The organism is Pseudanabaena sp. FACHB-2040, from assembly GCF_014696715.1.
Classification (GTDB): Bacteria; Cyanobacteriota; Cyanobacteriia; order Phormidesmidales; family Phormidesmidaceae; genus JACVSF01.
The window spans coordinates 105,503-129,071 of the sequence record NZ_JACJQO010000011.1 but is presented as its reverse complement, the minus strand read 5'-3'; the positions used below and the strand labels follow the sequence as shown (position 1 = coordinate 129,071).

The following is a 23,569-nucleotide window of genomic DNA, read 5'->3' as shown; positions in this document are numbered from 1 at the left end:
CCTGGGGCCAACTTAGAATCAAAACATCCTCAGACCTCTGCCTTTTCGGTTCGCTCAATTTTATGTCTGACGCTTCTTCTGCTTCTTTGCTGCTGCGGCAGTGCCGTTTGGCCCACCAGTCTGCTGACGATCCCCTGGTAGATATTGCCATTGAGGCGGGGCGCATTGTTGCGATCGCACCCCACCTAGACCAACCTGCCCAGCACACCCTAGATGTTAGCGGTCAGCTGGTCAGTCCCCCGTTTGTCGAATCTCACATTCACCTCGACTCGGTGCTCACCGCCGGAGAGCCCCGCTGGAACCAGAGCGGCACCCTGTTTGAAGGCATCGATATCTGGCGCGATCGCAAGCAAAACCTCAGCCTAGAAGATGTCAAGACACGAGCCATTGCCGCGCTCAAGCTGCAGGCCCAGCAGGGCGTTCTCTTTGTTCGCAGCCACGCCGACGTCAGCGAGGCCAGCCTCACCGCCCTCAAAGCGCTGCTAGAGGTGCGAGAAACGGTAAAAGACTGGATCACCCTGCAGGTGGTCGCCTTTCCCCAAGACGGCATCTACAGCCACCCTGACAACGAAGCCCGCCTAGAAGAAGCTCTAAAGCTGGGTGCAGACGTCGTGGGCGGCATTCCCCACTACGAGCTAACGCGGGAAGATGGCGTGCGTTCAGTGCATCGAATTTTTGATCTGGCCGAGCGCTACGACCGGCTAATCGACATTCACTGCGACGAAATTGACGACGACCAATCTCGCTTTCTAGAGGTAGTGAACGCCTGCGCTATTCGCTGCAGCTGCGGCAGTCGGGTCACGGCTAGTCACACCACTGCCATGGGGTCTTACAACAATGCCTACGCCTTCAAGCTGATGGGCTTTTTGCAGCGCACGTCGATCAACTTTATCGCCAATCCGCTGATCAATATTACGCTCCAAGGCCGCACCGATACCTACCCTAAGCGGCGCGGCGTCACCCGCGTCAAAGAACTCTGGCAGAGCGGCCTCAACGTCAGTCTGGGCCATGACTGCATTCAAGATCCGTGGTACAGCCTCGGTACCGGCAATATGCTCGACGTGGCCAACATGGCCGTTCACGTCTGCCAAATGACGGGACTCGACGAGATCAACGCCTGCTATGACATGGTCACTCACCACGGAGCCCGCACCCTACACCTGAAGGACTATGGCCTGGAGGTGGGCAATGCAGCCAACCTGATTGTGCTCGATGCCACCGACCGCTACGACGCGATTCGCCGTCGCCCAGTAGTCAGGGCCGTCATTTCTCAGGGTAGGCTGCTGGTCGAGACCAAGCCAACCCAGCCCCAGTGGCACTAAGCCCTTGCTAGTCTGGCAACTTAGCCCCAACGTGGATTGCGATCGCATCTACGCCCGCCACCGCTGCCGTAAACTGGCCCGATGCGTTCACTGTGATCACCTCAGCCTGCCCCTGACAGTCTCGCCTCGAAGGAGCCAGCCCGCCCTTAATCACATTGCAGTACCGGCCAGCGGGCAGCTGAGTAGCAAAGGTACGGTGCAGGGGAGCCGCCTCTCGGTTGATCACGACAAAGCCGCGACTGCCCCGCCCAAAGGCGATCTGGTTATCGCCATTGCTCCACCAGTCGGTCACGGCCGAAGAGGCGGCTGTAGCATTGCGAAAGCCCACCATCTGACCAATAGCAGTCCAGCGGTGCTCACAGACCCAGGCCTGAAAGCAGGCGTCAGACTCGCCCTGATGCACACGCCGAGTCTGACCATCCGCATCAGCGGGCGGCCCCTGGTCGCTATCGAAAAAGGAATAGCTCGACATCACCTGGGGCGTGCCGTAGGGATGGGCCAGCATAAAAACATTGGCTAGCAGGTAGAGCGGTCGCTCTCGGTGGGTCAGGTAGCTGCCGCCGCCGCCGTGGCCTCGCTGCTTATCGTGGTTATCGATAAAGACAACGGCCTGACTGGATGGCGCTAGATCCCAAGCTTCTTCCAAAGTAGCTAGATCGGCTAGCTGGCGGCCCTCCTGACCGAGAAACGTCTCACTCACCAGCCGCCCATACTCAAACTCAATCACATTGCCATGAGAGTAATAGCTCTGCTTTTTAATGGCTTCTGTGCCCGGATCGATGACCTCTTGATAGATATAGAGGCCCGGCCCAACCCGCTGCTGCAGCTGAGTGAGAAGGGTGCCGACCTCTTGCGATCGCATATGCTTGGCTGCATCAATGCGAAACCCGCTAACCCCCAGACTCACTAAGTCCTGCAGGTAGGTCACAATTTCGGCCTGCACATGCGTCGATGCTGTATTGAGATCCGCCAGGCCGACCAGCTCACACTGGGTCACATCCTCAGCGTTATCGTAGTCAGAAACAGACTGACGGCAAGCGTTAAAGTCTTCTGGCCGATACAGGCCCGGATAGCTGTACTTAGTAAAAGCCGTACCGCCACTGCCAGTGCCACCCTCGATCCCGGCCATGTGGTTGATCACTGCATCAGCATAGACCTGCACTCCAGCTTGACGGCAGCGCTGCACCATCGCTGCAAAGGCCTGCCGCCCCCCACTACGACTCTCTAAGCGATAGCTCACCGGCTGGTAGCGCTGCCACCACGGGTAGCCCTGCTGTGGCAGCACTACATGTTCTTGGGCAGGCGACACCTGCACTCCCTGAAACCCCATCGGCCCCAGGTATTGTTCACACTCCTGGCCTACATCATCCCAGGTCCACTCAAACAAATGGACAAACGCTGTACGGGAAGCGGCTGGAGCAACCGGAACCGTGAGGCTGACAGGCTGGGGATACCGCGCCGCCACCAGCACCACCATCCCCAGCAGGGATGCCCCACTCATGAGCCACTTCCACATACGTCTTCTCGTCAGTTTTTTCAACAGGCTAAGATCAATTGCTTCCTTCACAAGAGGCTGGGAAGCTGGAGCTGGGGCTATGCAAATTGGCTAGCCAATCGGCGCTGCTGCCGCATCAAGGCACTGTTTGAGCCTCAAAGGTAAACCAAGCCCCTAACTGCTGGCCATCCCTAACTGCCTGGTCAATGGTAAGGCATTGCAGACGAGTTGTTTTACCCTTTGTTCGCCCTAGTTAACCCAACTGCGCTGGCTTACAGCACACCTGCCAGTTAATAGCCGAGCGCCTAGGCACTGGCTAACCAGTACCGACACAAAAGCCTCAGACTTAGAGCCTGAGGCTGTGCTGTGAAACTAACAACTTAAGAAAATTGATTAAGAGGCCAGTCAAGCTTGAAAGGTAGGTTAAGACTGGCCTCTCAATTGAAGGAAGTTTCTTAATTCGCCTCCTGCTGAGGCACAGCAGTCGTTCCTGGGGCTGTTTCTGGAGCTGTTGGGGCAGCCGCAGGGGGATTGGTTACAGGAGCCTGAGGCGTTTCAGCCGTGCCTGCTGGAGTGTCAATAGCGGGCGGGCTAGGATTCCTGTTTTCTGTCACAGGTGCAGGGGTCACCTCTACATTGATTTGCTGCTGGGGTGGCGGCTCAACAGTAATGGGAGGGGGTTGAGGCACATTGATATTAATGTCCTGTCCCTCGCTAGCTTCTGGCTGAGGCTGAGTGGGTTGGCTCTGGTCGGCCCCCAAGTCTCGCCCCAGGTAGAAAAATGCGCCAATTCCCAATACTGCCAGCGCAAAAATCAACACGCCAATGACCAGCCCCCCGACTGCTCCAGCACTGTCGCGGTAGGCCTGCTCACCCCGGAGCCGCTCGTTTTCTTTGGCTAATCGATTGCCTTGAGCGCCCGTGTTGCGTTTTGCTTGAGCATTTCGCAGCCGCTCATTTTCCTCGATTAGTTCTGCTTCTCTAGCCATGCGGACATCGTTCGCCACTTTAGACGAGCTATCTGCCTCATAGGGATCTCTTGGTTGCATAGCTTTTAGCTCAACTCCGTTTTTAAAGGGCCATTAATATGACTCTCTATAATTTGCCTATTTTTTGATAGAAATGCCTTCCTTCCAAAGACGCTAACCCGCTAATCCCTCCGGCATAGCAAGCTCAGCTAAAAGGCTGCAATTAAATACAGCAGCAATAATTTTTATCTTCTTTGAGAGATTGGCCCTAAAAAAAGAGGAAATTTACAAAAAGCCTTCCTTAGATTTTGCCTTCACGGCTCATCCGATACTTCCAAGGACTGTTAATTCAAGGCTTCTTAGAATAACGCTGCTCAAAGAGTTCATTAATCTACCAAGTTCTATAGACATGAGTTGGCACGCTTTTCGAACTTAAGACAGATATCTTCCTAGGACTCTTTTTAATACTGTGTAGAAGTTGACACACAAAGGTAACACTTATGTCTACCGAAGAACGCGCTAAAGCAGCCGCTAAAAATGTAGAAGGTAAAGCTCAGGAAGCGCTCGGCAAAGTGACCGGCGATCCTGAAGATCAGGCCAAAGGTAAGGCCAAGCAAACTGAATCCAACGCTCGCAATGCCAAAGAAGATGTCAAAGACGCCTTCAAAGGGTAAGAGCTTTGAGCGTGAGGAAGCTTAGCTTAGCTGACTAAAAAAGTCTGGGGAGCACACGTTCTCCAGGCTTTTTTAAACAATAAACCCCAGGAATAAGCCTAGGCCACAAGCGGCACATTTGTTTTGCAAGGAGAACTCAAATGTTGAACCTGATTACTCAATCTCTAGCGGTAGGGTCTCTAAACCTAGATATTCTTGAAGCTGCCTTTGAACTTTATCTAGAGGCTCCCCAAGAAAGCCATCCGGTGATCAGCTTAAAGACCCTTTCTAAACGAACAGGGTCTTCGCCTTTGAAGTGCCGCAATGCAATTGTTGAAGCCTGTAAGATGGGCCGTTTTCCTAACTGCTCTCTATCGACCTGAGCTGTATCGTATCGCCGACTGCAGCTAGAGCCCTACTGCTATATCAAAGCCCTACATGTCATACAAACCTTTAACCCAGCCTTTCGCCTAGAACGTCTCTGAGGTTACAAAAGGTCTGCCATGTGAAAGAGCAGTGTCTACACCAACAGAGCGACATTCTTTCTGGACAGGATGACTAGGGTGGAGGCATACCAACAGGATATGTTCTTCAAAAGTTGGTATCACTTTGTAACAGTAGGAGACTCAAATTATGGCTTCCACAACCGAACAAAACACGGGTACTGAGAATCGGCAATATGACCTGGTTAGCGTTCTCTATCACGCTTTAGAAGGGAGCGCAACCATTGAGCAATACATTTCAGATGCTCGTGATGCTGGGGACGAAGAAGCCGCTTCCTTGTTCCAAGAAGCCCAGACCCAATACCGTCAGCTAGCTGACCGAGCTAAGTCACTGCTTAAGAGCCGCATTTAGCCGCTTTGTTGACAGTGAGGCTGTCGGCTAGCGACAGGTTCGATGTTGACGCTAAGCAGGGTAAAGCGTGCTTTAACCCCGCTGGATAGTTGCCTCCTCTCATCGACTAGTGAGGGAGAGGAGGTGATTGTCGAGATAGTTGTCAAGACGAAGTGCAGCTAGGGCTGGCTCAGTTTGCATGCGGATGAGGTAGCGTTCGGGTTGAAGTGCGATCGCACGTTGCAGCCTCTCCACAGCCCAATCAGGCCGATCTAGTTGGGCATAGCAGCAGGCTTGGTGGAAACAAGCGGCAGCCTGATTAGGATCAATCCCCAAAGATTTGTTAAAGGCTTGAATGGCGTCTTCAAACCGTTTGAGCTTACGCAGGGTCAACCCCAGCGCTAGCCAGCCCTCAGCGTGGTGACCTTGCCGCTTGAGCGCTTGCTCCAAGCTAGCCTTAGCGCTCTTATAACGCCGCAGTTTGCCCAGAGTAATTCCCTTTAAAAACCAGTGGCGGTGGTTGAGTGGATCTAGGCGGGTGGCCTGCTCTAGCTTTTCCATCGCCTCAGAGAAGCGACCCATCTGCCGCAGAACATGAGCCTGGTAGTGATGAATTTTAGAGTTAGCAGGGTCTAGGGCCAGAGACCGATCAAAACATGCGATCGCTTCCTCATACTGCTTCTTTTGCGCCAGCAAGTAGCCCAAGCAGTTCCAGGCTTGGCCAAAGTCCGAACGATGCTCAATTGCCGTTCGTAGGCTATCTACTGACTGTTGGTGACAACCCAAGTGGTAGAGCGCTAAACCTCGGTTAAACCAAATGCGGCAGGCGGTTGGCTCTAAGGCTAGCGCTCGGTCATAGCTCTTTACCGCAGCCATGTAGTCGCGCAGCTGGTGCAGGGTTTCGCCTCGCTTATGCCAGGCGCGAGCACTATCTGGAGCCTGCTGCAGAGCTCTGTCGTAGGCAGATACGGCATCAATTAAGAAGCCGCAGCAGACTAGCAGCGCAGCATAGTTACACCAGATCTTGTCATCTTCGGCGTCCAATACCAACGTTTTTTTATAGCTGATTAATGCCTCCTGGTAGCGGCCCAGCAACCCCAGCAAATAGCTTCGGTAGTGCCAGGTGCCAACATCCTCAGGCGTTTCATTTAATCGAGCATTACAGTTAGCAAGTTCCTCCTGAAAGTAGAGCGCTGCTTGACCTTCTAGAATTGCAGACTGCTGGGACATACTTCGACCAAACTCTTTTTATGAAAGTGGTCTGATGAAAGTGGTTTAGGCAGTAGACATCCCACCCAAACCCCTATACAAAACTTCAACGGGGTACCCGGAAGTTCCGTTGGTAAAAATTATTACCGATAGGGGTCCGCAACTGCACTGAATCTAGCCGCTACACAGCTAATCTTCTTCAAACTCTGAACTATTTGATACAGGCGCTACATTTTCCAGGGTGTAGATCTGCCCGTCAATCAACAGCCGGGTAATCCCTTTTGCCTGCAAGTAGGAACTGGTCTTTTGCAGCATCCTGCCGTCGGGTACCTTGACCACCCGCTGGTTACGGCGAGAAAATCGACGGGCGATCCGGTGGTTGTCGAAGACTGGTAAGGTGCGAGAGTCAATTTCGTTTTCTGGAATCAGACCCAACTCCGCAAAATCTCGCAGTGGGCAGGTAACCAGCTCTGAAGAGTTGCGCTCAACTACGACATAGCAGAGACGAGGTAGAGCAGAGGTCGTTAGAGGACTGATCTGCACCTTTTGCAGCTGGGGTGTACCCCCCTTAGAAAACTTCCAGTTCCCCATCTCTTCATCGTCTAGATCGTCATCGTCATCTAGATCGTCGTCGTCATCGTCATCTAGATCATCAAGGTCATCGAGGTCGTCATCATAATCTGCGCCCACTGACTGATTGTTATTCAGTACAGCAGCGACTGCCTCCTCCTGAGCTACTGGCAGGAGTTCTGGCTCGTCTGCCACAGCGCCTATAGGAGGCAGGCCGTAGTCAGGGGCGCTGGGGCCTTCGGTCTTGTTGTCCTTTAACAGGGGCAGCTGCATCGACTCGCTCGACTCGGGAGTTGCCGTCTCGGCAACCTCGCTGCGGGATCGGCGACGCGGAGGGGGAATTTTGCCGGGAGGCGCGGATTGCTCTACAGGCTCTTTGGCCACAACCGAGGGAGCGGGCGGAGGCACTTCGGCCTCGTCCCTAACGACTGAGGGCACCTCAACTGGAGCCCTTTCGACTGAAGCCTTTTCGACCGGAGTCTTTTCGACCGGAGTCTTTTCGACTGGAGTCTTTTCTACGGTGGCCTCTTCTACTACAGGCACCTTAGGTTCAGGCACTTCTACTGGGGCTACCGTTGCCGGGGGTGGAGACGCAACTGGCTGGCTTGTCTCCACCGAGCCGCCCCGCTTCTGCTGAATTAGCGCCGCATACTCTGCTTCGGGCAGCTGCGTTTTAAGCAACCGACTGATCGTGCTGTTGCTGACGCTATACCGTTCAGCCAGAGTTGAGGTGGTTTCCTCTGGTTGACGGTATAGCTCAAGAATAGTCTGCTTGTCTGCGTCAGACAGCTTGCTCGGTGCCATGAGGTACGTACTCGCCTAAGTCATCGCCATCTAATATCTTAGTTCCCTAGCTAGGCTCTGCGACGTCGCGTACTCCGCCGAGACTGAGTAGAAATTGCGTGTTCTACCACAGCTCCTAGGCCAAAGAAGATTGCTGAGAACGTCCAAAACACCTCCCAGAGGCTACCTTCTTGATAGGTACCCACGTTTACGGAGTAGGCAAAAAACATATCGGCAATGTAGAGACAGAAGGCTGCGATCGCAATTAACTTCCACGATTGAGAAAACCGACCGCCCCAAAAAGCCACTAGCAGCGTCGCCGCAATTACCAGCAAGATGCAGTCAGCAACGACATACAGCAGCCCTACCGCCGACTGAAATGGCTCTAGTCGCTGGTCTAGCGGCAGCACCCAAGCCGGTGCCGTATTGGGTTCCTCCTCGAGCGCAGGCACGACCGGAGCCGCCCCTTCAGCAGGCAAAGGCGTCTGCTGCGGTGCCACAGTTTGCACCAACTGCACTACAGGCGGAGCCGCCTCAGCTGTAGGCGACGGTCCAACTACCTGATAGTTGACGAAATAGGCAATCAAAACACCACCCAGGCCTAGACCCGCCACAATTAGCCACTGAGGCGGCTCCAGGTTTAACCGTCGCGGCAGTACGGCCTGCAGCATTCCTCCCGCCAAGAAGATATAGCTGAGAATGTAGAAAAAATCTCCCAGAGATACCGCCGGGTCTAGACCCCAGACAGTGCCCCACAAGAAGAACAGCAAATTTCCGAGTGTGTAAGACAGCAGCCCCAGACCAATCCAAAGCCAGACACCACGGCCACTGACAATCTGTGAACTGCGCCAGTTGCGGAAGCACAGCATAGAAGATACCGCAAATGCCCCCGCCTCCAGAATGGTAATGCCTACAAGAAACCATCCAGGCTGTTCACCATCTACCCCCGGAGAGCTAAACAATAGAAAAAACAACAGCGCCACAATCCCCCAGGCAACACCTAGAGCAACTGTCAGCGTCGTTAAAGAACGAGAAGATGCAGCAGAGGCAGACTTGCTCAACGGTAGACTCCTTACACAATGGGATCAGAAGAAATCAGAACATCGGGCCAGGAAACCATCGCACCTGATTTCTTCCTATGCCTACGATCATCAGGTTACGCAAGCATTGTAGCGGCGAAGTATTCTCCTGTTCAGTCAGGGTGGCACAATCGCACCCGATACTGTCCGACAGTCAACGATTCTTAAAAAGGCAGCTTTCCTTCTAGAGCCAAAGCTTAGAGCCAAAGTTTGCCAGAAGGAGACTCCTGCAGCCACCGCAGCACCATCTGCCGGTCACTAGCAGTCATGTCCTCCAGCGCCTCCATAGATCGCTGAACAAAGCTAGCATTGCCAAAATACTCCTTACCAATCCGGTAGGCTTCTCCCAGCAGCCGCTGTAAATGGTGCTCCTGCCAAGGCGGAACTTGAGTCATCGCCAGCGGATCAACCGTCAGCAGCGTTTTCACAGCCTTATCAGAATCAGCCATCGGAAACCGCCACTCTCTAAAGGCATCGGCAACATCCTTCTCAAACAAATTGGCCTGTTTGGCCCCCAGCAAATCTTCTACATCAATGTAGAGCACCTGCAGCAGCAGCAAACAAGCCTGAATAAACGCCTCGTTAGCCGGAACCTCACCCCCTGGAGACTCTTCCTCAAACTGGTCAAGCCGCACCTTGCCCCAAATGCTGAAGCGATCGGGTTCCTCCAACAACACGCAGGCTTTGCCCTTGTTGTCGGTCAAATCTCGCCAGAGCGACCTGGCTTCTTCCTCCTGAGCGGCGGTAAACACACTCAACAGACGAAATGTCTGACCCTGATAGGAGAGAATTGGAATCTGCTGGTCTTTGCTAGGATGCGGAACGTTCTTGATTTCAACATCCTGCCGCTTGAGAATAAACATGACGTGGCCTGTTTACTCCTATGGAGGTCAGATACCTGATTGAATGGCTGCAGCAGGCGATTTCACGCTAACAGCGTGCTGACCCCACCGCTCCTTAGGAGTATTGCACCCTAAAGTCACCCGACAGCCTAACCCGGTAGGGTTGCTCTATTCTAATGAGCTATTTACTCCACAACACACAGCTATGGCAAACACCTCTGAAATATGAGTCGAGGCCCGGAGGTAGTCCCCTTTGACAGGAAAGTTAATCCCCATCTACCTGCCCACAAATCACCTGTGTATGCTGTTCGCTTTGCGGAGCTATCTGTTTACTAATACCCTATCGCAGTCCTTTTCAGGCAATGCTGATAATAAATAGACAGGGCAACCCCTTGCACAAGGCAGTCTGGGACAGAGCAGCCTTCTCTAGATTTCCCTTTAAGTTGCTAGATCCCATCTACCTCGCTAATATTTGGAAGCAACCCTATCAGATCCGAGAACACGCTAATAAGCCTTCTCAATCAATCGGGCAGCAAAAGGGTCCTTAGCTCAGGGGATAGAGCAACCGCCTTCTAAGCGGTCGGTCACTGGTTCGAATCCAGTAGGACCCGTTACTCAAAACAAAAAGTAACCACCTAAAGCTTCTACACCGCCTAGGCTTCAACTTTTCCAGCCTTAGCGCCTTTCCACGATGGCATTTCACAAAAGCGTGGAATTGCTCTTAAGACGACCTCAGCCTGCAGTTTTTGAGTGCGAATTGAGTATGAAACGGCTTTTGAGTGCTGTGAGCATGGAAAAGTGGTTTATCGAACAAATGTACTCATGAGGTTGCTTGAAAGGGTCTGCTTTATGCGGCAAAAGGTTGAGATCCTCCTTAAGCCCCCCTTAAAAGGACTTTGAGCCTGAACAACCTCCCTTTTAAGGGGGCAGGAGGGATCAGCAGGTGACTAAAGCGACAACAGATCCCCTCTCAAACAGCCTCTTGTTTCTACGGTTGAACTTCTAATCTGTTTTGATAGTTTGAATGCTGCAAAGCGATTGAGCCTAGTGGGAGGAAAGAGGTCTGACACACCTCAATCCCTCCCAGCGTCCCAATCTAGACCAGGTAGACTGAAACGCTAGGTTCGACCATAAAATCCCAGCGTCCCCTTTACCTACTTTAGGAATGGCAAACAACCCCTCTTACAGGCCGATCTGAAGGGGGTTTGCCGTTGGGGAATCTCTGAAGTCATCAACAATGCTGTTAGTAACAGGACTAATAGAAGACAGAAGTAGGGTGCGTTATCGCCCTGCATGACGCATCGAAGCTTGCCCCGAGGGTTAGGTTGGAGTAAAGCCACAACACATCCTACAGCATCTGGTTCAGCTCTAGTAGAAGCCGTAGGTGAAAACAGAACCGCCCACTTTGTCAAGAGCAAGTTAGACGTGGTTAGCAATCCTTTTTGAAGGCAGAGATTTGCAGAAGCTTGGCTCAGTTTAGAGATAATCCTCCCTATGAAGATTTTATGTTTACTAACGATTTGGATCGGGAAGCTTCCTAGATAATGGGAGCTAACCAATCTAACTCGTCTATATGGCTGTTAAGAAAAACGATCTCAAATTTTATGACCTAAACGCCGAGCGCTGGTGGAACGAAGATGCCGACATCTACGCTCTTTACCACTTAAACAAGCCTCGGTTTGAATTCTTCAACCGCTATGTTGAAAGCTGGCAAGGGCTAAAAGTCTTGGATGTAGGGTGTGGCGGTGGATTCTCCTGCGAGTTCATGGCAGCGATGGGTGTGCATGCCTATGGCCTTGACCAGTCTCAAAAATGTATTGAGGCCGCACAAAACCACGCTCGGATAGGTGGCTATGAAATCGACTACCGCTCGGGCCTAGCCGAAAATATGCCCTATGCAGACAGTGCATTTGACGTGGTTATTTGTGTTGATGTTTTAGAACATGTGCAGGAAGTGCCTAACGTCATATCAGAAATTTTTAGAGTGCTAAAACCCAATGGCTTATTTTTCTTTGACACCATCAATCGCACCTTTAAGTCTAGGTTTGTGATGATTTGGCTGATGGAGAATATTTTAGGAGAGATTCAAAAAGGCGTTCATGACTGGGATAAGTTTATTACGCCCGAAGAACTCACTCAATTACTGCAGAAAAGCGGTTTTCGCGATTTGGAGTTTAAGGGATTTGACCTTTTTGGAGAAGCTCTGCGGCTGAATTTGGCAAGCTATTTGGAATACAAAAGAACAAACACTATAAAAGTTGCTATTAACGAGGATATTTCTATTAATTACATTGGCAAAGCGATTAAATGTGTGCCTTAGGTTTTGGATGGGCAAAGCAAAGCGTGCCCATTCTACAGATCACACTTTGCGGCAATGGCTATAAAAGCAAACCCGGCGCACTGCGCCGGGCTAATAGGACGGAGATTCAGGAAGATCCAGCCAGAGCGATTAAACCTGCTGGATGACTCTACAGAGTAAAGCCAGGGGGCAGAATGACTTGATCTACGACGTGGATCACGCCATTACTGGCCTGAACATCGGGCTGAACTACGCGGGCGTTGTTAACGTTAACTGCTTGAGTCCCTGAGTCAACTTCAACGTTTAAAGACTGACCAGAAATGGTTTCGACCTCACCAGCTTGGATTTGGCTTGCAGGCAGATCTTGAGCCAGCACGTGGTAAGACAAAACCTGCACCAAGGCATCTTGGTTTTCAGGGGCTAACAGCCGCTCGCGGGTAGCTGCAGGGATGGCTTCAAAAGCCTCGTTTGTGGGCGCGAAGACTGTGTAGGGACCGTCGCCATTGAGGGTGTCTTCTAAACCAGCCGCTTCGATGGCAGTGTTTAGGGTAGAGAAAGAGTTGTCGAAGGACGTGATTTCGGCAATGGTGCGGTTAGCGGTATCGCTAGTGCCGGTGCCTTCGGCAGGCGTAACAGCAGGCGGTTGTTCAACTTCAGGGGCAGTTGCGGTAGGAGTCTGCGTGGGGGTTTCGGCTGTGGGGGTATCGCAGGCAGCAATCACGGGCAGCGCTAGCAGGCCAATGGTCATGCCCAAAAGAGTCTTAATGGGTTTACGCAAAATGAAAATCTCCTAGCTTCACTTAGGTTCGAAGGTGCTTCTATTCACTATTACTAAGAAATGTGACAGGATTATGACAAGAGTCCTAAGGATAGATTGAGGCGAGTCTAAATCTACCCACGGGTATAGAGACGTGACCTGAGTGGGATGGACATAGAAGGCAAGGCTAAGCGTGTCAACTGCGTCCAGATCTGCGGCCCGAAGTCTGTTGATAGGGTGCAGAGACGTGGGCTACAGCTACGCCCAGAGGGCTACGCGTCTCTACAGGTGGGCTGTAATTAATTGTCTTTGGACCCTCGAAAGGCTTCGATATTCAACAGGCTGATTAAAACTCCGGCAATCGGAATAGAGAGAAAGACGCCTACCAATCCGGCAATTCTGGCTCCTACCAGCAGGGCAAAAAACATCACTACTGGATTCATGTTGATTGAGCCCTGCATGATTCGAGGCATAAGCAGGTTTTCTTCGACCTGCTGCAGCAAAATGCAGCCGACGAGCACTTTAAGGCTGAGGAAAATACCCTGAGGCAAAATGATCAGGCAAACCAAGCTAATGCCCAAGGTGGCCCCAATGCCAGGAATCAAATCAAATACGCCTGCGATCGCAGCTAGCACCAGCGGATAGGGCACCCCCAACAGCACAAAGACCAAAAAGGCCGACACTCCAAAGAAAATCGAGAGCAGCAGTCGCCCCCAAAAGAAGCCCAGAAAGTTAGCTTGAATAGCGGTCGTTAGGTTCTCTTGTTGTCCGGGAGGCAAAAGATTCACGCCAAAGTTCCAAAGCTGCCTACCTTCTAGCAGCATAAAGAAAGCCACCACCGCAATCAGGATCAGATCAACAAACCGGAAGAGAAACCCCTGTAGGGTAGCAAAGCCTAGGCCAATCATTCCTAGGGCCTGTTCTCGCAGCGGCGCTTCTAGGGTCGTGAAATCAATGGGAATGTTCTGACTACTGAAAAAGACTTGGGCTTGATTGAGCAGTGCGATCGCATCTTCTAGCAGTTGAGGAGCCTGCTCTAAGAGCTGCTGAGCCTGGGAGAGCATCGTCAGCCCTAGGGTTGCCACCAGAGCGCCCAATATCACTAGGCTCAGCAGAAAGACGACCATGACAGCCACCCAGCGCGGCATCAGCCGGGTCGCCCACCGCACTGGGTAGTTGAGCAAAAAGGCCAGAATAGCGGCAAAGACAAAAACGACGATGACCGTTTCAAAATAGGCCAGTAGCTGCACCGAGGCCCAGGCCAGAGCAAACAGCAGCAGATAGCGAATCAAGCGAGCATTATTCAGGTAGCGCCATACCCGCTGGGGGTCAAATCCTGAGCTATCCATAGCCACTCTGACTTTTTACCTGACGTTAATTATCGGGCTTAACGGGTGGGATCGTCTGAGTGGACAACAAAGAAAAATTGCCGACCCCCTCGCCGGTTTGGTCGCGCCGGTTTGCGATCGCAGTGCCCAGCAATCCCGCCCCTTCGGCCCCCACCAGCTCTTCTAGCTGAGCCACAAGCTGCTCTTGGGCAGTTGCTTCACCAAAAATTGCGCCCACGATCATAATCACGATGATCGCCAGTGGAGCCAGGGTAAACACAGTGGAATAGGCCAGAGAGGAGGCCAGCAAAGACACCTCGTGAGATCTCCACTCAGCCACCGTGCCTTTAACTAAGCGACGAGCCCTTTTAAAGCTGATCATGGTCCTCCTGGGAACGAGGTGTGCTGCTTTCCGAAGTAGAGGAGTTGCTCGCCTGCCGGGAAGCGGCAGATAGCGGCAGCGCCAGAGCGATTTGGCCATCAGCCGAATCAGCTACATCCGCCAAGGGAGCCTGCAGCTTGACGGTGTAAATTTCTGTGGGCATCCCAATTCCAGCCTGCTGCAGAGCCTCCTTTACCGCTTGGGCAGCCCGCGACGTACTTTCTAAAAACGACAGCCGCCGCGAATTGACCCAGACCCGCACCTCAATCTTGACGGCACTGGCCCCCAGCTCTCGCACCAAAATTTCCGGCGGCGGATCGGGCTCAACTCCAATCGTGGCTAGCACCGCCTCTCGCATGATCTGCTTGACCTGATTGATATCAGCCCCAAAATCAATGCCCACCATAAAGGCACTGCGACGAACCGTAGCCGTCGTGTTGTTGACAATGCTGCTATTAAAAACTTCCTGGTTAGGAATAAAGACTGTGCGGCCATCGTAAGTTTTAATCGTGGTTGCCCGCAGCTGGATCTGAGTAACGGTGCCCTCATAGTCATTGAGCACAATCTGATCGCCCAACCGAAAGGGCCGCGAGGCCAGCAATACAACGCCCGAAAAATAGTTGCTCAGCACGTCTCGCAGGCTAAAGCCAATGGCTACGCTAGTCAGGCCTAAGGTGCCTACTAGTGTGCCAAAATCCAATCCCAGTACTCCCAGCGCTACGATTGAGCCCACTACCCAGACAGCCCCATAGCCTAAGCGGCTGACCAGTGCCTTGGAGTTGTGATCAACCTCCCAGTGCTGCGCTCCGGTCATCATCAGATGCCGCACACTGACCGCCAGCAGCCAGGTCATTACCACCACCAGCACCGCCCCGATTAGAGCCGGGAGTTGATCAATCACATCGCGCTGAAACTGCCGCACGGTGGAGTAGAGTCGCTGGCCCACGTCAATCGCCAAAGGCGGCTGCTCAAAGGCTTGAGTTAGCTGCTCAGACCACCGCTGGGCAAGTTCCTCGATTGGTAAGTTAAAGTCCTGGGAATCTTGCTGAGTTACCGTCATCAAAACCCGGTTATTGACCTGCAGCGTAGCGATTCCCCGCACTGGATCAGGCTGCACCGTCACCGTTCGCACCGTTTGATTCCGATTCTGAGCTAACACGCTGGCGATGCGGCGATTGACGATCTGAGCCCGTTCTGTAGCGCTCAGATCAGAGAGACCCCCAATTTGAAAAACAGGCTGGTTTCGCACTACCACATCTGCAAAAAATAGCCCCTCTGCAGGAGCAACCTCTTCTACCACGGGCACAGGCACAGCTTCTGGGGATGTCCCTAGAGCTTGGCTCCAGGGCAGTTGAACTATTAGGACTAGCCCCAAACCCAGAGCAAATCCCAGCCAACGCCACCAGCACCGTCGGGTTTTGACTCTGGAAATCATGCTTCAATCCGTACCGTGGCTACTGCAGCTTAGCCTGAGCATTTTCAGGAACTACCCAGTAGTAAATCGTTTGAGACCCAACCCGCACCACCTCATCTGGTTCCCAGTCACCCATATCAAAGGCGTGGGAAACAATCCGCGTGCCCGGCTGCAGCTCTTCCAGCAAGCGGGGCCGCAGCTGCAGGTTCAGCTCGGGCAGCAGGTAGAGTGTAACCACCGTGGCCTCGCTAAAGTCTGTTTGAAACAGGTCTTCTTGACGAAACTCAACTAAATCGGTAACGCCTGCCTGCTCAGCATTTTCGTTGGCCTCTCGGATGCGCTGGGGATCGATGTCAATGCCGATGCCGCGAGCTCCCACTTGTTGAGCCGCTGTGATCACAATCCGACCGTCGCCGCTGCCCAAATCATAGACCACATCGTCTGCCTGCACATCGGCAATGCGCAGCATTTCCTCAACCACGGGCTGGGGCGTGGGCACATAGACCACGTCCGGGCCTCGATCGGGGTCGGCAGTCGGATCTACGGCTGGGGCGGTCTGATCCAGCTGAGCCTGGGTCGGGCTTGGGGCTGTTTCTGCCTCAAAATCGCGCCCAGAGTTGCATCCGGCCACACTCAGGCCAACAATGCTGACGCCAGCTAACAGCAGGGACAGGCGTTTGCGGGGTTGCATGGCAAATCTCTCCATTAGTTAAGACAAGTTAAGAAAGGCAGAAACACAGGTCACAAAATCTGATCGAACAGCCCAACAGAAACCAGTTCACTAGCTAAAGACCCAGCGATGCTAGCGCCGCAACGGCCGAGAAAAATCACGATGCAGCAGCGGCAGGCCCAGCCCCAACACAGCCACGCCTAGTAGGGCCCCTACGCCCGTGTAGGCCAGACTGGAGTAGAGCAGATAGACACATACCGCGCAAAACAGCAGGGGCACCGCCGGGTAAAAAGGCACCTGAAAGGGCCGCAGCCGATTGGGATCGCGCGATCGCAGAATGATTAAAGAGGCAGTGCTGAGCAAAAAGAAAAACCAGAACACTGGGGCGGTATAGTCCACCATGGTTTCAAATCCCTGGCGGGTGAAGGTGCCTAGACCGACCAGGGCCAGTGCGATCGCAGCCTGCAAAACGTAGGCTGCCGTGGGCGCACCAGGCCCAGGCTGCCATTTTCCTAAAAAGCTTAGGGGCGAAACGTCTTGCCCTAGCGCATAGTTGGTGCGGGCTCCGGTAAAGATCGTGGCGTTGATCGACCCTAGGGTGGCCAGCACCACCAACAGGCTAATCAGCATCGCACCCGGTTCGCCTACGGTGCGCCGCAGCAGTTCTGCCCCCACCGCATCGGAATTAGCCATGCCAACCACTCCCAGTCCGCGCAGGTAGGCCAGGTTGACCAGCAGGTAAATGCTGGTAATAATGCCGATGCTCCACAGCAGCGATCGCACTATGTTGCGCCGAGGCGGGGCAATCTCAGCCGAGATATAGGCAGCCTCATTCCAGCCGCCGTAAGACAGCAGCACAAAAACCAGGGCCAGACCCCAAGCAGGCGCTTGCCCAAAGGAGACTGTCGCCGCCGGAGTTGCTGCCGGGGCCAAGGCCAAGCCAATCACGATGACCAGTAGCAGGCCAAGGATAAGCGCTGAGGTGAGCCAAGTCTGTGCCCGCCCGCTGTGCCGCAGCCCCAGAATGTTTAGCCCTGTCAGCAGCACAATCGCCAGCGCTGCATAGATCGAGGGCGAGTACCCAACCAAGGGCAGCAGTTGAGAAGCGTAGTCACCAAAAACAAAGGCCAGCAGCGCAATCGACCCCGTTTGGATCACAGTCATGCGAGCCCAAGCAAACAGGGTCGCCAGCGGCTGACCAAAGGCCCGCTGCAGGTAGTAGTAGTTGCCGCCAACATGGGGATAGGTGGTGGCTAGCTCGGCGTAGCATAGGGCTCCTAAGAACGAGATTAAACCCCCCAATAGCCAAACCCCGATCACGCCCTGAGTGCTGCCAATGTTGTCAGCTACTAGCGACGGCGTTTCAAAGATGCCAGCACCGATAACAATGCCGACGATTAATGCGATCGCACCGGGCAAATGCAGCTGAGGCTTGCCAACCTCCACGGATGAAGGCTGCCGCAGAAGAACAGAATTGTTAAATCTACTCACGGGTTTTTCCGCTGCTGGGATGAAAGGCTGTAGCTAAAGAACTCGTTCAGACATTCTTTGAAAGATGTCGCTCGCACTCAACCTGCAAGTTCTAAATCCCATCGTTGGGGGCAAATGTGAAGAAAAAATGACAACGGCCTGCCCCAAAGTAGTAAACCTCGCACCCTCAGAAGATCTCTGCCGATGGGTAGGGCCGCTAGTTTAATTCTTTAAGGTTTGCCAAACCACATTTCCCATCAGCAGTTTTCGGCTTTATCCCTTTGGGGAGATACCGACAGCATCAGGGAATTCAACACTGAATAGAGAGGTTCCCGGCCAAGGGGTTCCTTCAACCAACGCCAACCTTCTTCTCACCTCTCACCTGAAGCTATGTCACCCCAAAATCCCGAAGATCAATCAATACCCCCCAGCACCTTTAACCCTGAGGAGCTGCAGTCTAAGGAAGTCAAAGATGAGACCCTAAAGAAACTGGAGCAAAATCAAGTCCCGACCAGCGGTACTGGAAACATCGATCCTGACGAGATTGCTAGGTCTGCTGACGGCAATAAATCTGCTTTTGACGACACCCCTGACACGGTTGCCGCTTCAGAAATGGGCGTGATGACCTCGCCAGATTGATCAGTTAAAATTCTCCTGTACTCTGTTAGGAATTAGCAAGAATTAAGCCCAGCTTCGGTTATTCTGGTTCTTGTTATTAGAACTAAAGATATTGCACTGGGCGCAGGCCCCTGCGCCCCTACCACAGATCAATTTGCGGCCAGTCTTTAGGAAATCCCTACCAAGGGAAATACTTAATCGTGCTTGGTTGGAACGCCCCATCAATTTCTCCGTGATGCGGCGTTTTTTAGTTGATTGCCGACAGGAATAGGGCGGTTCCTAAAGCTGCAAAATTATTCGAGCCACGTTGAGGTAAATCAACACCCCCAACACATCTACGGCTGTGGTAATAAAGGGGGCTGACATCAGCGCTGGATCTAGGCCAAAGGAATTGAAAACATAGGGCAAGGCTGATCCAGCTAGAGAGGCAATGGCCGAAATGGCAAAGAGACTAATGCCCACTGCTAAAGCTACCAGCATATCGCCCTGCAGTATGGTGGCCCAGACAAACACGACAGTTCCTAGCATCAGCCCCAAAATGATTCCGGCCATCGCTTCTCGCCAGATCACCCAGAGTGCCCGCTTCATGTGAGTTTCTTCTGTGCTGAGACCCCGAATGACGACAGTGGAAGATTGGGCTCCCACATTACCCCCCGCATCGATGAGCAGCGGAATGAATGCCGCCAAAGCAATTACCTGCTCTAAAACAGCCTCCTGACTAGTAATCACCGCAGTCGTCATCGTGTTAGTGACTAGCAGCACCATCAGCCAGGCCACCCGCTTGCGGGCCACGGTAAACAGGTTGGACTGGAAATAGGAGTCGCCGCCTGACTGCACACCGCCTAGGGCATAAATATCTTCAGTGGTTTCCTGCTCTAGCACGTCTAGCACATCGTCGATGGTGACAATACCCACCAGGCGCTGCTCACTATCGACTATGGGGAGGGCCACAAAGTCATAGCGCTGGATCAGTCGGGCCACTTCCTCTTGGTCGGTATCAGTGTGGGCAAATACCACGTTGCGAATCATCAAGGCCCCGATGACCTGATCAGACGGGGCCATCACCAGCTCTCGCAGGGAGAGCAGACCTGTCAACTGTCGGTCAGTATCGGTCACGTACAGGTAGGCAATGGTTTCGGCCTGTTGTGCTTCTCGCCGAATTTTTTCTAAGGCTTGCTGCACCGTCTGCCCTTCTTTGAGGGAGATGTATTCCGGTGTCATGATGCGTCCGGCGGTGCCAGGCTTGTAGCCCAACAGCAGAGCTGTGGCGCTGCGCTCTGCCGGGGTGAGCTGCTGTACGATCTGGCGCGCGACTTTGGCAGGCAGTTCGTCAAACAATCGAGCCCGATCGTCGGGCGACATGCTATCTACAACAGACTGCACATCGGGCTGTTTAAAGTCTTCAATCAGCGAGTACTGCACCCGGGGCTGCAGGTGTTCGTAAACCTCAACAGCCTGATCTTTAGCCAGCAGGCGAAAGGCGATGGCCTGGGCTTTGTCGGGCAGGGTTTCGATCGCATCGGCTACGTCAGCAGGCTGCACAGGGACAAGTAGAGCTTTAGCTGCCTCAAAGTCCTGGTTCTCGATCAAGACGCATAGGCGATTGTGCAGCCATTCTTGATAGGCCTCGTGGGAATGTGTGGGCGGCATGGGGAGAGCAGTCTGAGCAGTCAGGCTGTGTTCTCTTTCGTTCTCATGCATCCGGAGAAAACCTAAGCAAACTGACTCCAGTGTTCACCCTAATTGTGACCTGAGAGTGACAGCCGCTCAGGCCGAGCGCCGAGAGGAGCGAACGCTGTAGTGTAGGTTCTCTGTTTTTTCGACGAGCTGCTCGATTTCGGCGTCGGCGATTTGCTGAACGTAGTTGATCTTAAATTCCTCCAGCATGTCTACCAGCCAGTCCTGTATGTCCTTCAGGTTATGGCGCTTTTGCAGCTCGACTTCGAGGGTTTCACGGAAGTTGGTGCTGAGGCGTTCGAGAATGTCTGCCGCGACGGGATCTTCGAGCGATCGCAACACATTTTGATATGTTGCTTGTGACAGCTCACGGGCTAGCTGCTCAGTCCACTGGCTGGGTAGGTGCCCAATTCCAGGCAGGTTCTTTAGCTGACTGTAGAGGGGAATTTGGCTGAGGCTGGTCGTCAGGCTGTGGGTTAGCAGCGCCTCAATGTCGCTCTGCACTTGGGGCACTACGTCATAGAGGCCGACATTGACGATGCGGCTGGCAATGGCCTGCACCTCATTAACCCCGTTAACCTGCACGTAAGGCCGCCGTGCTTCGGGATGAAAAATCATCTCGGCCAGATCGCCTTTGCGAATTGAAGCCTGCATCTGGTCGATCACCTGGATGCCGATCAGCTCCATCAACTCTTGGGCAAAGTTGACGGCAACATCGTGGTTGACCTGCGATCGCACCGCCTCTAGGTTTAGCAGCCGCGCCTCGTAGAGCCGCACCGTGGTGGGAATCAGCCGCAGCCAGCGCCAGACAGGCAGCAGCCACAGCAGGTCATACCAGCGCCGCAGCATTGCCTCTAGCCAGTCTAGCCGGGGGTTGCGCTGACTCGTGATGCGGGTGCGAATCAGAAAGTCAGCCAGAAAGATCAAAATAAAGGGCCAGTCCAGCAACCAAAAATAGTTGACCGGCAGCCCCCAGCGGTTGCTGTCGCGAAAATAGGCCGTCTGCACTCGGGGGTTAATCTGCTCATTCCAAAAGGCCAGTTCTCCTGGCCAGTTGGTCTGGGCTAGATAAGCTTGGCTCCAAAAGCGAGCAAAGCCTGCCGGGGTGGTTGCTGTGCCCGTACGCTGACGGATCTCGGCCTTAATCTTTTCAGCGATATTGCCCTGATCGGTCGCTACCAGAGGATTGTCAATGAGAAATTGGGTGCTGTGCGATCGCAAGTCTGCCAGCCGCTGCGCTACCTCTGGCGAGTTCACGCCCGTTGCCACCAGCTGATTTTGCAGCGCCGCCACCAGTTCCTCGTAGCGTACCGCCGCCGCATGGGGCCGAATGCCCTTGACTGGGTCGTAGAGCTGCGCCAGCCCAGGCAATTCCTGCCGGTAAAAATTGCGAAACTTGAGGTAAGTTGCATCAAAAGCAACCAGTCCCAGATTGACCAGGGCTAGAACAGCCAGAATGCGATCGCGCCAGTTTCCTACCCGCCGCTTCACGGGCCGGGTTTGGACAACTTGGGGACGACGCTCAATTGTGATCATGCCAGGAGCACAGCAGTTAAGGAGTGAGATAGCGTATCATCACTGCTCTCAGCCGTGGTCGGGCGATTTTGCACCCAGGCAAACACTGCTGCTGCCCCCAACAAAAACAACGTTGTCAGCGTTACCAACTGCAGCATAATGCTGTACCGCATACATCCTCCTACGCCAGGTTAAAGTGCTCCATATGCACATGTGTAACCGGAACCCCTAAATCAAACAAGGCCCGTTCGACAGAGTCCATCATCACGGGAGCGGCGCAAATAAAGTACTGTCGGCTGCCTCGGTGGCGAGGAATGTACTTCTCCAACACATCCTTATCGACATAGCCCGTTTCGCCCGCCCAATCGTCCTCAGCCTTGCGGATCACATGGACAATTTCTAGATCCAGCTTCTCCTTCAGTTCCTCCAACTCTTCCCGGTAGGTCACATCATCCCAAGACTTACTGCCATAGATCAGCAGGAAGGGGCGGTCATCTTTCCGCTCTGCTGCTGTTTTGAGGATGCTGAAAATGGGCGTAATGCCAACACCGCCCGCAATTAGCACAAACCCGGCAGTATCCCAATAGAGCTCGGTCGTAAACACGCCATAGGGGCCATCAAGGTAGGCGCGAGTACCCGGCTCAATGTCCTTAATGCGTTCAGTAAAGTCGCCAATAGCCTTAATGCCAAACTCAATCCGCTCCGGATGGTCCCCATTAGAGGACATAGAGAACGGATGCTCTCGCATACTCAAAGGGGTAATATTGAGCGTCAACCAGGCGAACTGACCCGGATTAAAGGTAAACCCATTGTGGCCGTAGGGCCGCAAGGCCAGCGTCCAAACATCTCCTCGCTGGGGAATCACCTCCTCCACCAAGTAGGGGCGCTTAGTCATCATCCACGGCTTGATCAGGCGCACGTAGAGAATCAGCCAGAGCGCCCCCAGCATAAAGCCAGACCACAACACCGCCTTCCAGAAATAGCCCAAGTAGTTCCCCACTCCCAACCCGTGGCCAAAGCCCAATCCCACCGCTAGCACAGCCAAGATGGTGTGGCTAGCCCGCCAAGGTTCGTAGGGAATTTTGAGCTGCTTACGCCAAATCGTAGTGATCACCATCGCCAGAAAAGCAAGCGTCGCCAGCACCGCCATCTGCGCTCGCAGTGGAGCCTGGGGAAAGTTTAAAAGCTGAAGCGTCTCAGGCTGCGTGATGAACAGAATGGCAGGATGCACCAGCACCATGAGAAAGGCCACAATCGAGGTGTAGCGGTGGAACTGGAGCAAGATGTCAATGCCGTAGGATGACTCAATCCGGTTCACCCGAGCAGTCAGCACAAACTGCAGCGCCATCAGCGCCAAAGCAATAAAGCCCAGCGCCACCGAAAACTCAACCCAAAAGCCTCGCCCCGATGGAGCTGGGTGCAGCACCATCACCACCAAGGGCAGCAGGGTAATCAGCAGGTAAGCCAAGATCCACAGTAAGGCTACTGCGATCGGGCTGTGCATTAACAGGCGTCTCATCGCTGTTCTCCTTGCTAGGGGGTAGGGGTGGAGGTAGAAGAGTGGATGAGTAGGGGGAAGGTAGGGGAGATGGGGAAGGTAGGGGAGATGGGGAAGGTAGGGGAGATGGGGAAGGTAGGGGAGATGGGGAAGGTAGGGGAGATGGGGAGGCTTTATTAAATGCTG

At 53.5% G+C, this 23,569-nt stretch carries 22 protein-coding genes and 1 tRNA gene; 7 read left to right on the top strand and 16 right to left on the bottom strand.

The features are described 5' to 3' along the window. Window positions 1–62: 62 nt before the first annotated feature. Window positions 63–1,322 (top strand): cytosine deaminase, encoded by a 1,260-nt coding sequence (gene codA / locus H6G13_RS14630; protein WP_190483958.1) that lies wholly within the window; start codon window positions 63–65, stop codon window positions 1,320–1,322. A 7-nt stretch (window positions 1,323–1,329) separates the two neighbouring features. Here the strand turns inward: codA and H6G13_RS14625 are convergent, their stop codons facing one another. Together H6G13_RS14625 and H6G13_RS14620 are read right to left on the bottom strand one after the other, a co-directional pair. Then, entirely contained in the window at window positions 1,330–2,823 is a 1,494-nt protein-coding gene (locus H6G13_RS14625; RefSeq protein ID WP_242028326.1) for an alpha-amylase family protein, read from the bottom strand. A 449-nt stretch (window positions 2,824–3,272) separates the two neighbouring features. Next, window positions 3,273–3,866, bottom strand: coding sequence for a hypothetical protein (locus H6G13_RS14620; protein ID WP_190483956.1), 594 nt, complete (start codon window positions 3,864–3,866; stop codon window positions 3,273–3,275). A gap of 419 nt (window positions 3,867–4,285) precedes the next feature. On the opposite strand from H6G13_RS14620, the gene H6G13_RS14615 reads away from it, so the two are divergent. The 3 genes from H6G13_RS14615 (at window position 4,286) to H6G13_RS14605 (ending at window position 5,293) form a co-directional block, all read left to right on the top strand. Next, window positions 4,286–4,459 (top strand): CsbD family protein, encoded by a 174-nt coding sequence (locus tag H6G13_RS14615; RefSeq protein WP_190483955.1) that lies wholly within the window; start codon window positions 4,286–4,288, stop codon window positions 4,457–4,459. 140 nt (window positions 4,460–4,599) lie between these two features. Then, window positions 4,600–4,821: a hypothetical protein gene (locus H6G13_RS14610; protein WP_190483954.1), complete on the top strand. Its 222-nt coding sequence runs from the start codon at window positions 4,600–4,602 to the stop codon at window positions 4,819–4,821. Window positions 4,822–5,071: 250 nt separating this feature from the next. Next, the gene (locus H6G13_RS14605; RefSeq protein ID WP_190483953.1) at window positions 5,072–5,293 is read left to right on the top strand and encodes a hypothetical protein; all 222 of its coding nucleotides are present in this window, start codon (window positions 5,072–5,074) and stop codon (window positions 5,291–5,293) included. Between the two features lie 99 nt (window positions 5,294–5,392). Here the strand turns inward: H6G13_RS14605 and H6G13_RS14600 are convergent, their stop codons facing one another. The 4 genes from H6G13_RS14600 to H6G13_RS14585 form a co-directional block, all read right to left on the bottom strand. Beyond that, window positions 5,393–6,502, bottom strand: coding sequence for a tetratricopeptide repeat protein (locus tag H6G13_RS14600; protein ID WP_190483952.1), 1,110 nt, complete (start codon window positions 6,500–6,502; stop codon window positions 5,393–5,395). Window positions 6,503–6,670: 168 nt separating this feature from the next. Next, window positions 6,671–7,855: a hypothetical protein gene (locus H6G13_RS14595; protein ID WP_190483951.1), complete on the bottom strand. Its 1,185-nt coding sequence runs from the start codon at window positions 7,853–7,855 to the stop codon at window positions 6,671–6,673. A gap of 50 nt (window positions 7,856–7,905) precedes the next feature. After that, on the bottom strand, window positions 7,906–8,895 hold the full coding sequence (locus H6G13_RS14590) for a hypothetical protein (protein ID WP_242028325.1): 990 nt from the start codon (window positions 8,893–8,895) through the stop codon (window positions 7,906–7,908). Window positions 8,896–9,110: 215 nt separating this feature from the next. Then, the gene (locus H6G13_RS14585) at window positions 9,111–9,776 is read right to left on the bottom strand and encodes an Npun_F0813 family protein (protein ID WP_190483950.1); all 666 of its coding nucleotides are present in this window, start codon (window positions 9,774–9,776) and stop codon (window positions 9,111–9,113) included. Between the two features lie 517 nt (window positions 9,777–10,293). On the opposite strand from H6G13_RS14585, the gene H6G13_RS14580 reads away from it, so the two are divergent. Together H6G13_RS14580 and ubiG are read left to right on the top strand one after the other, a co-directional pair. Then, window positions 10,294–10,366, top strand: a tRNA-Arg gene (locus H6G13_RS14580). Between the two features lie 962 nt (window positions 10,367–11,328). Then, a complete protein-coding gene (gene ubiG, locus H6G13_RS14575; protein WP_190483949.1) occupies window positions 11,329–12,075 on the top strand; it encodes a bifunctional 2-polyprenyl-6-hydroxyphenol methylase/3-demethylubiquinol 3-O-methyltransferase UbiG in 747 nt (248 codons plus the stop codon). Window positions 12,076–12,223: 148 nt separating this feature from the next. On the opposite strand, the gene H6G13_RS14570 is transcribed toward ubiG, so the two are convergent. From H6G13_RS14570 to H6G13_RS14545, 6 genes are all read right to left on the bottom strand, one after another. Next, the gene (locus tag H6G13_RS14570; protein WP_199305911.1) at window positions 12,224–12,832 is read right to left on the bottom strand and encodes a fasciclin domain-containing protein; all 609 of its coding nucleotides are present in this window, start codon (window positions 12,830–12,832) and stop codon (window positions 12,224–12,226) included. Window positions 12,833–13,110: 278 nt separating this feature from the next. Continuing rightward, window positions 13,111–14,160 carry an AI-2E family transporter gene (locus H6G13_RS14565; RefSeq protein ID WP_190483948.1) on the bottom strand — a complete coding sequence of 350 codons (1,050 nt, stop codon included), beginning with the start codon at window positions 14,158–14,160 and terminating at the stop codon, window positions 13,111–13,113. Between the two features lie 25 nt (window positions 14,161–14,185). Beyond that, window positions 14,186–14,521: a YhjD/YihY/BrkB family envelope integrity protein gene (locus tag H6G13_RS14560; RefSeq protein ID WP_190483947.1), complete on the bottom strand. Its 336-nt coding sequence runs from the start codon at window positions 14,519–14,521 to the stop codon at window positions 14,186–14,188. Then, window positions 14,508–15,956: a mechanosensitive ion channel family protein gene (locus H6G13_RS14555; protein ID WP_190483946.1), complete on the bottom strand. Its 1,449-nt coding sequence runs from the start codon at window positions 15,954–15,956 to the stop codon at window positions 14,508–14,510. Before H6G13_RS14555 ends, H6G13_RS14560 begins: the two co-directional genes overlap by 14 nt. 19 nt (window positions 15,957–15,975) lie before the next feature. After that, window positions 15,976–16,626, bottom strand: coding sequence for a methyltransferase domain-containing protein (locus H6G13_RS14550; protein WP_190483945.1), 651 nt, complete (start codon window positions 16,624–16,626; stop codon window positions 15,976–15,978). Window positions 16,627–16,737: 111 nt separating this feature from the next. Then, window positions 16,738–18,069, bottom strand: a complete 1,332-nt coding sequence (locus tag H6G13_RS14545) for an amino acid permease (RefSeq protein ID WP_199305919.1) — start codon at window positions 18,067–18,069, stop codon at window positions 16,738–16,740. Between the two features lie 396 nt (window positions 18,070–18,465). On the opposite strand from H6G13_RS14545, the gene H6G13_RS14540 reads away from it, so the two are divergent. Next, entirely contained in the window at window positions 18,466–18,714 is a 249-nt protein-coding gene (locus tag H6G13_RS14540; protein WP_190483943.1) for a hypothetical protein, read from the top strand. A gap of 258 nt (window positions 18,715–18,972) precedes the next feature. Here H6G13_RS14540 and mgtE read toward each other — a convergent pair whose 3' ends face one another. The 4 genes from mgtE to H6G13_RS14520 all read right to left on the bottom strand — a co-directional run bounded on the left by mgtE (window position 18,973) and on the right by H6G13_RS14520 (window position 23,404). Beyond that, complete coding sequence (gene mgtE / locus H6G13_RS14535; protein ID WP_190483942.1) at window positions 18,973–20,343, bottom strand: magnesium transporter; 1,371 nt, start codon at window positions 20,341–20,343, stop codon at window positions 18,973–18,975. A 117-nt stretch (window positions 20,344–20,460) separates the two neighbouring features. Then, the gene (locus H6G13_RS14530) at window positions 20,461–21,906 is read right to left on the bottom strand and encodes a hypothetical protein (protein ID WP_199305910.1); all 1,446 of its coding nucleotides are present in this window, start codon (window positions 21,904–21,906) and stop codon (window positions 20,461–20,463) included. Then, window positions 21,903–22,058, bottom strand: a complete 156-nt coding sequence (locus H6G13_RS14525) for a hypothetical protein (protein ID WP_190483941.1) — start codon at window positions 22,056–22,058, stop codon at window positions 21,903–21,905. The genes H6G13_RS14530 and H6G13_RS14525 overlap by 4 nt, the downstream gene beginning before the upstream one ends. 8 nt (window positions 22,059–22,066) lie before the next feature. After that, window positions 22,067–23,404, bottom strand: a complete 1,338-nt coding sequence (locus H6G13_RS14520; RefSeq protein WP_190483940.1) for a ferric reductase-like transmembrane domain-containing protein — start codon at window positions 23,402–23,404, stop codon at window positions 22,067–22,069. Between the last annotated feature and the right edge of the window lie 165 nt (window positions 23,405–23,569).

Bases quoted from the DNA above. Each gene is read 5' to 3' on its own strand.
- codA (WP_190483958.1), top strand. From the start codon at position 63: ATGTCTGACGCTTCTTCTGCTTCTTTGCTGCTGCGGCAGTGCCGTTTG.
- H6G13_RS14625 (WP_242028326.1), bottom strand. From the start codon at position 2,823: ATGAGTGGGGCATCCCTGCTGGGGATGGTGGTGCTGGTGGCGGCGCGG.
- H6G13_RS14620 (WP_190483956.1), bottom strand. From the start codon at position 3,866: ATGCAACCAAGAGATCCCTATGAGGCAGATAGCTCGTCTAAAGTGGCG.
- H6G13_RS14615 (WP_190483955.1), top strand. From the start codon at position 4,286: ATGTCTACCGAAGAACGCGCTAAAGCAGCCGCTAAAAATGTAGAAGGT.
- H6G13_RS14610 (WP_190483954.1), top strand. From the start codon at position 4,600: ATGTTGAACCTGATTACTCAATCTCTAGCGGTAGGGTCTCTAAACCTA.
- H6G13_RS14605 (WP_190483953.1), top strand. From the start codon at position 5,072: ATGGCTTCCACAACCGAACAAAACACGGGTACTGAGAATCGGCAATAT.
- H6G13_RS14600 (WP_190483952.1), bottom strand. From the start codon at position 6,502: ATGTCCCAGCAGTCTGCAATTCTAGAAGGTCAAGCAGCGCTCTACTTT.
- H6G13_RS14595 (WP_190483951.1), bottom strand. From the start codon at position 7,855: ATGGCACCGAGCAAGCTGTCTGACGCAGACAAGCAGACTATTCTTGAG.
- H6G13_RS14585 (WP_190483950.1), bottom strand. From the start codon at position 9,776: ATGTTTATTCTCAAGCGGCAGGATGTTGAAATCAAGAACGTTCCGCAT.
- ubiG (WP_190483949.1), top strand. From the start codon at position 11,329: ATGGCTGTTAAGAAAAACGATCTCAAATTTTATGACCTAAACGCCGAG.
- H6G13_RS14565 (WP_190483948.1), bottom strand. From the start codon at position 14,160: ATGGATAGCTCAGGATTTGACCCCCAGCGGGTATGGCGCTACCTGAAT.
- H6G13_RS14560 (WP_190483947.1), bottom strand. From the start codon at position 14,521: ATGATCAGCTTTAAAAGGGCTCGTCGCTTAGTTAAAGGCACGGTGGCT.
- H6G13_RS14555 (WP_190483946.1), bottom strand. From the start codon at position 15,956: ATGATTTCCAGAGTCAAAACCCGACGGTGCTGGTGGCGTTGGCTGGGA.
- H6G13_RS14550 (WP_190483945.1), bottom strand. From the start codon at position 16,626: ATGCAACCCCGCAAACGCCTGTCCCTGCTGTTAGCTGGCGTCAGCATT.
- H6G13_RS14540 (WP_190483943.1), top strand. From the start codon at position 18,466: ATGTCACCCCAAAATCCCGAAGATCAATCAATACCCCCCAGCACCTTT.
- mgtE (WP_190483942.1), bottom strand. From the start codon at position 20,343: ATGCCGCCCACACATTCCCACGAGGCCTATCAAGAATGGCTGCACAAT.
- H6G13_RS14530 (WP_199305910.1), bottom strand. From the start codon at position 21,906: ATGATCACAATTGAGCGTCGTCCCCAAGTTGTCCAAACCCGGCCCGTG.
- H6G13_RS14525 (WP_190483941.1), bottom strand. From the start codon at position 22,058: ATGCGGTACAGCATTATGCTGCAGTTGGTAACGCTGACAACGTTGTTT.
- H6G13_RS14520 (WP_190483940.1), bottom strand. From the start codon at position 23,404: ATGAGACGCCTGTTAATGCACAGCCCGATCGCAGTAGCCTTACTGTGG.